Below are 12,845 nucleotides of genomic sequence, written 5' to 3' on the forward strand. Positions count from 1 at the left end.
CTCGATGCTTCAGCCGATCGGGAAGTCGAAGTAGGTGTCCGGGTAGGGCTCGTCGATCAGGGTGTAGTGCCACCATTCGCTGTCGTAGCGGTGGAACCCGCAGGCTTCCATGATCGAGCAGAGGTGCTGCCGGTTAGCCGTTTCGACCTCACCGACTCCGACGGCACCGTGATGCGAGATCGGGTCCATCAGGTCGTGGTCGCCGCCCATCGGCACGAGTTCGCCGGTGGTCAGGTGGTAGAGCGTCAGGTCGACGGTGCTGCCTCGACTGTGCCCTGATTTCCTTGCCACATAACCCTTCTCGAACATCTCGGCCCTGGTGATGTTCGGGTGGTACCGCTCCTTGGTCCTGCCGTCCTCGGGTTGGTGAGCCCAGCGCAGGAAGCAGTCCACGGCGCGTTGCGGGCGATAGCCGTCCCACAGCAGCAGGCCGAAGCCGAGCGACTCGGCCTTCTCGTGCGCCTTCTCCAGCGCGGCGGTCAGGGCGCGTGTGCCCACGACGCGGTTGACGAGGTAGCCGTCGACGGGTTTGCCGGTGAAGTTGTCCCACGTGGCGTACTTGGCGTCCCAGCGGATTCCGGGCGCGCACTCGTCCACGAAGACGAAGTCCGGGTTCACTGGAACCTGCCCGTCAGCGCCAGCGACACCAGCCGGTCGATCACGTCGCCGAGCGACAGGCCCGCGGCCGCCATCATCCTCGGGTAGCGGCTGTAGGAGGTGAGGCCGGGCATGGTGTTGACCTCGTTGAGGACCACCTTCCCTTCCGGCGTCAGGAACATGTCGACCCGCGCGAGGCCGGAGCAGCCCAGCGCGCGGTAGATGATCTTCGCCGTCTCCTGCACGAGTGCGCGCGACTCCGCCGGGATGTCCGCGGGCACGATGAACGCCGAGTTCTCCGAACCCGTTTCGGGCGTGCTCTCCTGGTGGATGCGGAAGAAGCCGTGGGTCAGCGCGACCCGGTCCAGTTCGCCGGCGACCAGGTCCAGGTCGTTGCCCAGGATCGAACAGCCGATCTCGCTGCCGGCCACGGCCTCCTCGATCAGCACCTTCGAGTCGTACTGCCGGGCGACCTCCACCGCGACCGCCAGTTCGTCCTCCGTGGACACCTTGGTGACGCCGAAGGACGACCCGGAGCGGGCCGGTTTGACGAACACCGGGTAGGTGAGCTCGCCGGGTTCGATCTTCTCGTCCGGCGTCACGGTCCAGAAGTTCGGCGTCGCCACGCCCGCACTCCTGGCGACGACGTACGTGAGGGACTTGTCCATGCACAACGCGGAACTCTGGACGTCACACCCGATGTACGGGACGCCCGACAACTCCAGCAGGCCCTGCATCGCGCCGTCCTCCCCCAGCCTGCCGTGCAGCACGGGGAACACGACGTCCAGCCCGATCGACTCGAACCGGTCCTCGTCGAGGACGAGCAGGCCGTCAGCGGAGAGCACGACCGGGCGGCCGTCCGGCGCGTCCGGGCCGTCGCACAGCCTCCAGTCGCCGCCGCGGGTGATCTTGATCCAGAACGAGTCGTACTTCGCGGCGTCGAGGCTCCCCGCGACCTCCCGCGCGGACTTCACCGAGACGGGATGTTCCTCGAACGACCCGCCGAAGATGATTCCGATCTTCACCTTGGTCATGCTCTTCCCCCGAATTTCAGGCAGTTGATGAGACTGTTCTCCACGGTGTCGCTCAGTGCGTGGTCCGTGTAATAGGCCGTGTGCGGACTGATGAGCACGTTCGGCATTCCCTGCAACCGCAGCAGCGGTTCGCTGTCGATCTCGCGGGCACGGCAGTCGGTGTAGAAGATTCCCTCTTCGCCTTCCACGACGTCCAAAGCCGCGCCGCCCAGCCCACCGCTTTCCAACGCCTCGACCAACGCTTTGGTGTCGATGAGCGGACCGCGTCCGGTGTTGATGACGACCGCGCCGCGTTTCATCGAACCGATTCGGTCGCGGTCCAGGAGATGATGGGTTTCCGCGGTCAACGGCGTGTGCAGCGTGACGATGTCGCACAGCCGCAGCAGTTCGTCCAGCGGCACGTAGTCGGCGGAGTTGCGCGGCCTGCTGTCGTGGGCCAGCACGCCGCAACCGAAGCCGCGCAGCCGGTCCAGGACCGCCACGCCGATGCGTCCGGTGCCGATCACCCCGACGGTCAGGTCGCGCAGTTCCTTGCCCCGCACGGCCTGAAGCCGATAATCATGCAGGTCAGCAAGCCTAAGAACGGACTTCATGTCGCGGATGACCATCAGCATCAACATCACCGCGTAGTCGGCGACGCTGTCGGGTGAGTAGGCGATGTTCCCGACGGTGATGCCCACGCTCTCGGCGTACTCGACGTCGATGTGGTCGAAGCCGACGCTTCTGGTGGAGATGTAGCGGACGCCCGCGCGACCGAGCGCCGAAAGCGTGGCGCGAGTGATGCGGGTTTTGTGGCCCACGCTGACACACTGGTTTCCGCGTGCCAGTTCAGCGTTGGCCTCGGATACCGCGTCCTCGACGATGGTCGGTGTCACGCCGCAGCGGGGTGCCATTTTTCGGAACAGGACGGCCTCGTCCTGCCCGCACCCGTAAATCGTGATGCCCGTTGCCATGCGCCTCAGTCAAGACGGCACGGCGTTGCCGGCTCGTATGCGGTTTTCGATATGCAGGCGATATGGCCGCTATTCGGCCTTGGTCACCATCAGACCGATCGCGGCCGGCAACTCGACCCGCAACCGGGCGACGTTGTCCGCGTTGCCCGCCAGGTGGTTCAGCAGTGCCCGCTGGAAGATGCCGTCGAGCGTCACGTAGATCATGGAGGGCGATACGGCGACCGTGCCACCGACCAGTTCGGCGTAGCGGCTGACCACGCGCCACACCATGTCCTCGCGGTGGCCGTCGATCTCCAGCACGTCCGCGCGGAACGACTCGTCGAACAGGCTCTGGTTGCGCAGGTCGTACCAGAGGCGGTGCAGCGTCGCGTCCTGGCCGAGGGTGTCGAAGAACATCGCCACGAACTCGTCGCGCAGCTGGTCCGCCGTCGCGGAGGTGGCCACGACCTCGTCGTAGCGCGTCACGCAGACGACCTCGTACTGGCGGACGGCCTCGGTGATCAGGTCCCGCTTGTCCGCGAAGTAGTAGTGCAGGACGCCGTGGGAGAACTCGGAGTTCTGCGCGATCTCCCGCAGGCTCGTCCGCGCGTACCCCAGCTCGGCCAGCGTGTGCAGGGTCGCCACGGCGAGCTCGGTCCGCCGGGCGTCGAACTTGTCGACCTGCCGGCGGGTGATGCGGTCCTGCTTGCGCGAAACGACATCCGTCACGCCTCGGATCCTAACGCTCACCACGACAAAACTTGACCATTCGTCCAAACAATCTTGGACAGTCGTCAAAGAAAAACTTGACGACTGTCAAGGAAAAGCTAGTGTGTGAGCCATCTCACCGAGGAGGCGACTCAATGACGAGTTATCAGCTGAGCGGACGAAAAGCGCTGGTCACCGGGGGTGCGCGAGGACTGGGCGCGGGCATGGCCCAGGCCCTGGCGGAGGCCGGCGCGGCGGTGCTGATCGGCGACGTCCTGGAGGAGGAGGGCAAGCAGACCGCCCAGGCGTTGCGCGACTCGGGCGCGACGGCGGAGTTCGTTCCGCTGGACGTCACCGACGACGCGAGCTGGGCCTCGGCGGTGAGCACGGCGGTCGACGCGATCGGCGGTCTCGACATCCTCGTGAACAACGCGGGCATCGAGATCACCAGCCTGATCACCGAGCTCGACCCCGCCGACGTCCGCAGGATGCTCGACGTGAACGTCCTGGGCACCGCCCTCGGCATGAAGCACGGCCTGCGCGCGATGCGTCCCGGTGGCGCGGCGGGCAACGGCGGCTCGATCATCAGCGTCGCGTCCGTCGCGGCGACCATCGCCTTCCCCGGCATCAGCGTCTACTCGGCGACCAAGTCCGCCATCGACCGGCTGACCAGGGTCGCGGCCGCGGAGTCGGGCAAGCTCGGCTACGGCGTGCGCGTCAACTGCATCTACCCCGGCCTCACGCCCACCGCCATGGGCAACCAGCTGGCCGTCGACTGCGCCCAGCTGGGCCTGTTCCCGTCGGTCGAGGCCGCCGTCGGCGCGGTCATCGAGCTCACCCCGCTCGGCCGTCTCGGACAGGTCGACGACATGGCCGACGCCGTGGTGTTCCTCGCGTCCGACGCGTCCAAGTTCATCACCGGAGCGGGTCTTCCGGTCGACGGCGGAATGGGAATGTGACCGTGCCTACTGACAAGCCCGTAGTCGTTTATGGAGCCTCCGGCTACACCGGACGCCTGATCTGCGAGTACCTGCGCGAGTACGGGATCCCGTTCCTCGCCGCCGGCCGCGATGGCAAGAGGGTCAAGGAGACCGTCGACGCCGTTCCCGGCATCGACACGGTCTCCTACGACGTCCTGGAGGTCGAACACACCGAGGCGGCGCTCACGGAGGCGTTCACCGGTGCCAAGGTCGTGCTCAACACCGTCGGCCCGTTCTCCCGCTACGGCCACGAAGCGGTGCGGGCGAGCCTGAACGTCGGCGCGCACTACACCGACACGAACGGCGAGCAGGACTGGATGATCGACACCGACGCCCAGTACGGCGCCGAGTTCGCGAAGCAGGGCCTGCTGCTCTCCCCCGGCATCGCGCAGATGTACACGGTCGGCGAGATCGCCGCGCAGATCTGCCTGGAGCAGCCCGGACTGGACACTTTGGACATCGGGGTGTTCTGGAAGGGTTATCCCACCGTCGCCTCCACCAACACCATCCTGACGAACGCCGCGTTCTCGAAGGCCTTCTACCTGGAACAGAACGAGTACGTCGAGTGGCCGGCCGACGCCGGTCTCTACGAGCTCGTCGTACCCGGCCAGCACGAACTGGGCCTGGCGCTGCCGTGGGGTGGAACGGCTCATCCGGTGTGGTTCAAGCGGGATCCGCGGGTGGCGTCGGTGCGCGCGCTCGGCGGCGTGTTCAACCGGCCGTTGATGCAGGGTGTGCCGCAGATCGTCGCGGCGGCGCTGGAGCAGATGGAAGGCAAGTCGGACAAGGAGAAGTACGAGATCGTCGACGCGTTCTCCGCGCAGGTGCGCAGTGAGATGCCGCCGCGCGAGAACCCGCGGATCAACATCTCGCTGGACTCCGTGCACGCATCGGGTCCGCTGGGCCGCGCGCATTGCGTGATCCACGGCAACTGCAACTACAAGCAGACGGCGTTGTTGAACGTGCACGCCGCCGTGCACCTGTTGCAGGACGCGCCTCGCCGCGTCGGGTTCGCGTCCGGCTGCCAGGCGTTCGGGCACCGGGAACTGCTGGGCGCGCTGCGGTCGTTCGGCCTGGTGCTCGACCCGATCGTCGAAGTGCACCGCTGATGCGCCTCTGCGACTACCTGGACAAGGGCGCGTCGCTCGGGGGCGACGCGCCCTGCCTGACCATCGGCGGGGTCTCGCAGAGCTATGCCGAGGTGCAGCAACGCTCCCGTGCGATCGCGGGAGCGTTGCAGGGCAGCGGAATCGGCCCCGGCGACCGGGTCGCGGTGCTGAGCGCGAACGATCCGCTCGCGCTCACGTGCGTGTTCGGCATCTCGCGGGCCGGCGCGGTGTGGTGCCCGGTCAACCCTCGCAACGAGGCGGCGGAGAACCGTGAACTGCTCGACCTGTTCGGGTGCCGGTGCCTGTTCTTCCAGGCGAGGTTCGCGCCGCTCGTCGACCGCATCCGCGGCGATCTGCCGTCGCTGACCACGCTGGTGTGCCTGGACGGCGAGGTGGAGGGCGCGGTCACGTTCGCCTCCTGGCTTTCGGAGCGCGGGCGTGAGCCGGAACCGGTCTCCGTCGCTGACGACGATCTGTGCGTGCTGGCGGGCACCGGCGGCACGACCGGGCGTCCCAAGGGCGTGCGGCTGACCGGGCACAACCTGGAGACCGCGACCGCGCTGACGTTGATGAGCTACCCGTTCAGCGCGCGGCCGCGCTATCTCGCGCTCGCCCCGCTCACGCACTCGGCGGGCGTGCTCACGTTCCCGATCATGTCGCTGGGCGGCGAGACGGTGATCATGCCCGCGCCGGACCTCGGCGAGTTCCTGCGGCTGATCGAGCACCACCGGGTCACGCACGCGTTCCTGCCGCCGACCGTGATCTACGGCCTGCTCGACCACCCCGCCCTGGACTCGACGGAACTCGGTTCACTGCAATGCCTCTGGTACGGAGCCGCGCCGATGTCCCCGGTGCGGCTCACCGAGGCGCTGCACCGGATCGGGCCCGTGATGGGACAGCTGTTCGGCCAGACCGAGGCGCCGAACATGATCGCCACCCTCGCCCCGGCCGACCACTTCCTGCCAGACGGGTCGATCGCGGTCGACCGGTTGTCGTCAGCGGGCAGGCCCACGCCGTTGACGCAGGTCGCGATCATGGCCGCGGACGGCACACTGCTGCCCGCAGGTGAACGCGGCGAGATCGTCGTGCGCGGGCCGTTGGTGATGGCCGGGTATCACGAGAACCCGGCGGCCACGGCCGAGGTGAGCGCTTTCGGCTGGCACCACACCGGTGACATCGGCTACCTCGACACCGACAACTACCTGTTCATCGTCGACCGCGCCAAGGACATGATCATCACCGGCGGGTTCAACGTGTACTCGGCCGAGGTCGAGCAGGCGTTGCGGGCACATCCGGCGGTCCAGGACAGCGCGGTGGTCGGACTGCCCGACGCCAAGTGGGGCGAGCGGGTGACCGCCGTGGTGCAGCTGCGGGTCTCCGGTCAGGCCGACCCCGACGCGTTGATCGCGTTCGTGAAGGAGCAGCTGGGCAGCGTGAAGGCGCCCAAGCAGGTGGAGATCTGGCCGGACCTGCCGCGGTCGAAGGTGGGCAAGGTGCTCAAGGCCGAGATCAGGCAACGGCTCGCCGCATCGTCCTCCCTCGAAGTCCCTTGACGTCACCGGCTACCGGACGGTTTTCGATTCGTGACAGCCCCGCCCGGGATCACGAGGATGAGGGACATCACCACGAGCAGCCCCAGCAGCACGACGTTCAGCGCGCGGTCGAGCGGCTCGTACATGTGCAGCATCGTCAGGTGGTAGAGGAAGTGCAGGGTGTTGAACACCAGCAGCGCGGCGCCTGCCAGCGGCACGACGGCCGGTTTCCTGGCGTGGGCCAGCGCCATCAGGCTCAGCGCGGTGAACGCGAGGTAGGCCGCGCCGATGTCCTTGGCGAAGTGCTCGTTGTACGGACCGAGTTGCGGTAGCCAGCGCAGTCCGAACCCCGGGAACGTGTCGAACCAGGTCCGCGTGGCGAAGTAGGCGAAGATCCCGACGTACGCGGACGTGACCGCGATGAAGGCCAGGCTGATCCGGTCAAGCAGAAGTTTCACGAGACGGTCCTTTGTTCGCGTTGCAGGGCTACCCGCATTGCCGCGCTCTCCTCGGGTGCCCACGACATCAGGTGGACGAGGTGGCGCTTCGATTCGTGACAGCCCCGCCTGAGATCACCCCCGTCAGCGGTACGGCTGCCGGTTTCCTGGCGCGAACGCGTTGCTGGTCCTGTCCCCGAGGTCGCGCCGGCCGGTGCGCGATTCCACCTTCGGTCGCTGAGCGGAGATCGACGGGTAGCGTTCTGGTGGTGGAACCTGTCGCGCTGCCGTTGGGCCGTCCTCGGGAAGAGCGGGCCGATGCCGCACGCAACCGCGCCCATCTGATCGAGGTCGCCCGCGAGATGGTCGCGGAACTGGGCGTGGACAAGGTCACGATGGACGGGCTCGCCGAACGCGCCGGTCTGGGCAAGGGCACCGTGTTCCGGCGCTTCCGCACCCGTGCGGGCATCTTCCACACCCTGCTGGACGAGGAGGAGAAGCTCTTCCAGGAACGGGTGATGACCGGGCCGCCGCCGTTGGGTCCCGGTGCGCCGGCGGCCGAGAGGCTCGCGGCGTTCGGACGCGCGCGGCTCGAGTTCCTGATCGAACACACCGCCCTGGCACGTGCCTCGCTGGACCCCGGCCAGCCCGTCCCCGCCGGGGACAGCCCCTCGCTGTTCCACGTCCACATGCTCCTGAGCGAGGCGTGTCCGGACGACGCCGCGAGCGGCACCCTCGCCCTTCAGCTCGTCGCCGCGCTGGAAGGGCCGATCCTGCTCTACCTGCGGACGCAGGACAGCGACGCGCCCGACCCGGAAGCCGTGGTGCACAACCTGATCACCAGCTGGCAGGTCCTGGTCGAGCGCGTCTGCGGCTAAGGGCCCGCAGAAGTCTTGTCCGGAACCTCAAGACTCGTTGGTCGCGAATGGCGTCTGCAAGTACTACCAACCCTTGATCGAATCGCCCTGGACTACACCCAACATGTTCGTTGCCTGCCGAACCGGCAGGTCCGGGAGCTGTTGGTAGTAGAAAAGTGCTTGTTGATGTTGAGTTGGTGGTACTTGCAGACGCCATCAGGACCAGGCGCAGCCGGGTTGGCGAGTCACGGACAGAACTTTTGGAGGCTTGCTCAGGCGCCGGAAATCCGCTACAGAAGCGGTTCCTTCTCGGCGGCGTGTCGCGCTCCGACACGCCGTACCCGAAGTTCACGCGGGGACCCTACGTACCGCATGAGAGTACGTAGGGGCCCCGCGTACCGCATTGACGAGCCGGGAATTAGACAGCGGATTTCCGACTCAGGACACTACGGGTAGCGGGCCCGCACGGTGAAGCGGTCGATCGTCAGCGCGCCCGCGTCCAGCCGCAGGCCGAGAGCCGGTGCCCACCCCGCGACCACCGAGGGATCCACGGCGGACCCGATCGGGGCGGACCGCAGCAGCGTCCACCGGCTCGCGTGCTCCTGCCAGCTGGTCAGCTGACCGTTCTCGACCACCACCGCGAGCCGGTCGCCCGGTGCCCAGGTCAGGCTCGCGCAGCACCCGCCGGTGGCCTCGTCGCCCCGGCGGACGCCGTCCACGGTCACGTCGACGCCCGACGCCTTGCCCGCGTTGTTGAACCAGGCCAGGGCGAAGTCGCGGTTGCCGGCGGTCTGGCCGAGGAACAGGCTGTCCTCGGGAGCCGAGCCCGCGAACGACCTGGGTTCGACGACGACGGCGGTCCCGCGGGCGTCCCCGGTCACCGGCGCGGCCAGTACCGCACCGGCGCGACCACCGGCTGAGGCGGTCAGCACGCCGTCCGCGACCTTCAACGTCGGCGGCGGTTCGCCGAACGGGCCGTCCACCCGGTAGGAGGCCACGCCGGAGTCGAACGTGTCGTCCCACACGACGGTGCCGTAGTCGGCGGGATCGAACACGGTCTGCGCCGAGCTCAACGAGGACGTCACGCCACCCGAGCCGGAAGCCGTTGCCAGCAAACGAATCGGCGCACGCTCTCCCAACCGCAGGCCCGCAGGTGCCGTGACCCGCCACCGGGTCACGAGGCTTCGGCCCGGCGCGAGCTGCGCGGCGTAAGCCGAACTGAGCGGCACAGCGTTCCACCCGGCAGGCACGGCGAGAGATGCCCGGACGCCGCGCAACGGTTGCTGCGCCTGCACTGTCGTGGTCGTCTCGACCCCGCCGGCACGGACGGCGAGATCATCCGGCAGCGACGCGCGCAGACCGCGGACGGCCGAGCGCCACGACGAGAACGACGTGATGCCCACAGCTCCGCCATCGGCACGGCGCGGCAGGATCCGCACCCGGCTGGTGGTCAGCGCCGGTTGCACCAGGACGCGGTTCACCTGACGCGCGACCGGTTGCGCTGGAGTTCTCAGCTGGCCCGGTAAGTCACGCCATTGGCCGTCCCAGTACTGCAGGTCGAACGTCGTCGGCACCCGCACTCCCCCGCCGTCGTCGTAGAACACGACGCGCAGGTCGGAGATCTGGGTCGGCGCCCCGAGGTCGACCTCCAGCCAGTCCGCGGCGTTCGGGCTGCCGTACGAGGTCCAGCGCGTGCCGGGCACGTCGAGGTGGAAGTCCTGGCCGTCGATCGCCTTCGTGGGCGGGTCGGCGCTGTAGCTGTAGGACGCGCGGGCGGTGGGGAACCCGGTCTGGCTGACGTTCGCGAAGTCGTCGACCAGCTCCGGAACGTCCGCCGAGGTACGCGCCGGGATGGTCAGGCGCACCGCTGCCAGACCGGCCTGGGTGTGGGTGAGCCTGCCGTCGACCCAGACGCGCAGACCTGCGCCCTTGCCGTAGCGGCTGCCGTCCCTGTCCCACAGCACGGTCAGGTTGTGGCCGTGGTACGGCACGTTCTCGACGGCGAAGTGGTTCCAGGAGTCCGGGACCAGCGGCGCGATCGACACCGTGTTGCCGAGCTGCGGCCGGATGCCGAGCAGCCCGGAGAGCACGTTGTCGTTGAAGGTCGAGTGGTTGTAGTCCTCGCTGTGCCCCTTGCCGTCGTACAGCCAGCGGTTCTCGTCGGGGTGGTGCGCCTCCGCGACGTAGGGCTCGCCGTTCTTGCGCTGCGTCAGGGCATAACCGCGCAGCACCGCGAGGTAGTCGTCGCGGTCGACGTACGGCTGGCTCGGGTAGTCGATCAGCAGGTTCGCCAGCGCGGTCAGGGTCTGGCTGGTGGCGAACGGCCAGCTGGGGCCGTTCCAGCGGCAGCACCCGTTCAGCGCGTCGCGCATGAACCACGGGCTGCGGCGCTCGGCGGTGGTCGGGCCGTAGGGAGACGCGAACCCCTGCGGATCGGTCAGCTGCGCCCACGCCGCGCTGTTCGCGGCCGGTGGCATGTGGAAGTACCACGGCACGAAGCCGATCTCCTCGCGGTCGGCGAGCTTCGTGCGGCCGGGGTTGTTGTCGCGCATGACGTGCTTGTAGAACTTGCCGGCGTCGTCCCAGAGCCACCGCTCCTGGTTCGCGCGCAACGCGTCGGCGGCCTGGTCGAACGGACGCGCGCCCGCGGCGTCACCCCGTGCCCTGAACAGCTGCGCGATCGCCCGTGCGTCGCCGTACTGGTAGGCGTTGAGGGTCGGCCGGAAGCCGTCGCCGCCGTGGTAGGGATCGGGGCTCTGGTACGAGCTGGCCGTGTACTCCATCGCGTCCCACACCGGCGTCTGCCAGTAGAGGCCCAGATCCTGGTCGAGCTGCGGCGACCAGCGCTGCCACTGCCGGACCAGCTCGGGCAGCCGGTCGGTCGCGAACTGGGAGCGGCCGTCGACCGCAGCACGGGCGGCCACGGCGTCGGCGGCCCAGAACGAGTACTGGTGGGCCCAGTCGGTGGTGTTCTTGTTCAGGAAGTCGGTCGCGGGCTTCGGTCCGGCACCCGACCCGCGCAGCCAGTAGTCGACGTAGTCGTCCAGGTAGCGGTGATCACGCAACCAGCGGCCCTCGTACACGTGATGGCCCGCCGCGGCGACGATTCCGCCGTTCGGCGCCGAGTAGCCGACCGGGCCGAGGAACTCCGAGATGATCCAGCCGTCTTTCGGGCCGGTGTACTTGAGCGCCTCGCGGTAGGTCCGCCAGCGGTAGTAGTAGGTGTCGCGGATCTCCCGGTCGGGAAGGTCCACGAACGGGATGTTGGCCTCGTACCAGGCCGGCTCCGGGACGTTCCCCAGCAGTTCGGAGTGGTTGAGGAAGTTCGTCCCCGCGCCGACGGCCGGGTACAGGTCGGGCGCCACAGCGCGGTCTTGCTGCGCCACCGCCGGCAGGGTCGAGATCGATAACGCCGCCACCACGAGCATCGTCATTGACACGCGCATGGGCCCATTGAAGTGGGAGCGCTCTCAACGCGCAAGACTCAACGCAGTCCGACATACCTCCACAGGATCTCGAACATCGGCGATCGTCGCCGCCGCGAGAGCCGCCGCAGACGCGAACCCGGGGTCGCCCAGCACACGCGTCACCGCGTCCCGCAGCCCGTCCACGGTGGACGGCCGGACGATCACGCCACTGCCCTGCCGCGCGACCCGGCAGGCCATCTCCCACTGGTCGCCACCACCCGGCACGACCACGACGGGAACTCCGGCCCGCAACGCCTTGACCAGCATTCCGTGCCCGCCACCGCACACCAGCACCGACGACTGGCGCAGCAGTTCGTCCTGCTTGCCCGGCCCCGACCGCACCCACTCCGGCAGTCCGGCGGGAGCCGGGGCGAACGTGGACACCACCGCCCGGACATCCATGTCCCGCAACGCTTCCAGGGTCATCTCGGCCATGCTCTCCGCCCCCGTCCAGGCCGTGGACGGAGCCACCATCACGAGCGGGGCAGCACCGGGCGGCGGGATCAGCGTCGCCCGGCTCGCCTCCCACAGCAGCGGTCCGACGACGTGGGCGTCGCGCGGCCAGTCCGGGCGCGGCACCTCCAGCGCGGGCAGCGTCGCGATCAACCGCGCGGCCGGGCCGGGCTCCTTCGCGGTGAGGCCGATCCGTTGCCGCACAACGGCTCGCTGCCGTTCACCCTGACGCAGCGACCTGGCCGTCATCGCCCGCAGCAGCGCGTCCCGAAGCTTGCCGCGCACACCGGTTCCGGCGGCCAGGCCGCTGCCCATCGGCGGCAGCCACTTCGACGGCTCGTAGAGCGGGTGCGGCGACAGTTGAACCCAAGGCACGCCGAGCAGTTCCGCGGCCATGCTCGCGCCCAGGGCGAGAACGTCGCAGACCACCAGATCCGGTTCCAGCTCAGCGAGTTGCGGGGCGAGTGCCGACGCCAGCACCGCGGCCTGATCGTGCAACGCGCGCCCGAGATCCGGCACGTCCCGCAGGTCGTCGAGCGACAGGCCCGGGACCCGTGACGCCGTGATCCCCTCGGCGGTGGCGGGCTCGACCCAGCGGTCGCCGGTCAGCAGGATCGGGGTGTCCCCGGCCTCCGTGAACCGCAGGCACAACGCGATGGCCGGCACCACATGACCGGGATCGCCCCCGGAGACAACGACGACTCGCACGGGGCAGATCCTGCCCTGTTCGCGCTGGTGT

Annotated in this window: 11 protein-coding genes; 4 read left to right on the forward strand and 7 right to left on the reverse strand. The window is 68.6% G+C overall.

From position 1 onward, the window contains the following. Positions 1-9: 9 nt before the first annotated feature. The 4 genes from vanX to ACIRG5_RS00900 all read right to left on the reverse strand — a co-directional run bounded on the left by vanX (position 10) and on the right by ACIRG5_RS00900 (position 3,292). The gene (gene vanX, locus ACIRG5_RS00885; RefSeq protein WP_402898150.1) at positions 10-618 is read right to left on the reverse strand and encodes a D-Ala-D-Ala dipeptidase VanX; all 609 of its coding nucleotides are present in this window, start codon (positions 616-618) and stop codon (positions 10-12) included. Then, on the reverse strand, positions 615-1,631 hold the full coding sequence (locus ACIRG5_RS00890) for a D-alanine--D-alanine ligase family protein (RefSeq protein ID WP_402898153.1): 1,017 nt from the start codon (positions 1,629-1,631) through the stop codon (positions 615-617). The genes vanX and ACIRG5_RS00890 overlap by 4 nt, the downstream gene beginning before the upstream one ends. Beyond that, positions 1,628-2,584 (reverse strand): D-isomer specific 2-hydroxyacid dehydrogenase family protein, encoded by a 957-nt coding sequence (locus ACIRG5_RS00895; protein ID WP_402898155.1) that lies wholly within the window; start codon positions 2,582-2,584, stop codon positions 1,628-1,630. The genes ACIRG5_RS00890 and ACIRG5_RS00895 overlap by 4 nt, the downstream gene beginning before the upstream one ends. A 69-nt stretch (positions 2,585-2,653) precedes the next feature. Continuing rightward, positions 2,654-3,292, reverse strand: coding sequence for a TetR/AcrR family transcriptional regulator (locus tag ACIRG5_RS00900; RefSeq protein WP_402898158.1), 639 nt, complete (start codon positions 3,290-3,292; stop codon positions 2,654-2,656). Between the two features lie 134 nt (positions 3,293-3,426). Between ACIRG5_RS00900 and ACIRG5_RS00905 the strand changes: the two genes are divergently transcribed. The 3 genes from ACIRG5_RS00905 to ACIRG5_RS00915 are packed head-to-tail and all read left to right on the forward strand — an operon-like array spanning position 3,427 to position 6,913. Continuing rightward, entirely contained in the window at positions 3,427-4,230 is an 804-nt protein-coding gene (locus ACIRG5_RS00905) for an SDR family NAD(P)-dependent oxidoreductase (RefSeq protein WP_402898160.1), read from the forward strand. Positions 4,231-4,232: 2 nt separating this feature from the next. After that, complete coding sequence (locus tag ACIRG5_RS00910) at positions 4,233-5,360, forward strand: DUF5938 domain-containing protein (protein WP_402898162.1); 1,128 nt, start codon at positions 4,233-4,235, stop codon at positions 5,358-5,360. Continuing rightward, the gene (locus tag ACIRG5_RS00915) at positions 5,360-6,913 is read left to right on the forward strand and encodes a long-chain fatty acid--CoA ligase (protein WP_402898165.1); all 1,554 of its coding nucleotides are present in this window, start codon (positions 5,360-5,362) and stop codon (positions 6,911-6,913) included. The genes ACIRG5_RS00910 and ACIRG5_RS00915 overlap by 1 nt, the downstream gene beginning before the upstream one ends. A gap of 2 nt (positions 6,914-6,915) precedes the next feature. On the opposite strand, the gene ACIRG5_RS00920 is transcribed toward ACIRG5_RS00915, so the two are convergent. Next, entirely contained in the window at positions 6,916-7,350 is a 435-nt protein-coding gene (locus tag ACIRG5_RS00920; RefSeq protein WP_402898167.1) for a hypothetical protein, read from the reverse strand. Positions 7,351-7,598: 248 nt separating this feature from the next. On the opposite strand from ACIRG5_RS00920, the gene ACIRG5_RS00925 reads away from it, so the two are divergent. Beyond that, positions 7,599-8,207 carry a TetR/AcrR family transcriptional regulator gene (locus ACIRG5_RS00925; protein ID WP_402898170.1) on the forward strand — a complete coding sequence of 203 codons (609 nt, stop codon included), beginning with the start codon at positions 7,599-7,601 and terminating at the stop codon, positions 8,205-8,207. 425 nt (positions 8,208-8,632) lie between these two features. Here the strand turns inward: ACIRG5_RS00925 and ACIRG5_RS00930 are convergent, their stop codons facing one another. Both ACIRG5_RS00930 and ACIRG5_RS00935 read right to left on the reverse strand, forming a co-directional pair. Then, positions 8,633-11,632, reverse strand: a complete 3,000-nt coding sequence (locus tag ACIRG5_RS00930) for an MGH1-like glycoside hydrolase domain-containing protein (protein WP_402898173.1) — start codon at positions 11,630-11,632, stop codon at positions 8,633-8,635. 24 nt (positions 11,633-11,656) lie between these two features. After that, entirely contained in the window at positions 11,657-12,814 is a 1,158-nt protein-coding gene (locus tag ACIRG5_RS00935) for a glycosyltransferase (RefSeq protein WP_402898176.1), read from the reverse strand. Between the last annotated feature and the right edge of the window lie 31 nt (positions 12,815-12,845).

Origin of the sequence: Lentzea sp. NPDC102401 (assembly GCF_044765805.1) — a bacterium.
GTDB lineage: Bacteria > Actinomycetota > Actinomycetes > Mycobacteriales > Pseudonocardiaceae > Lentzea > Lentzea sokolovensis.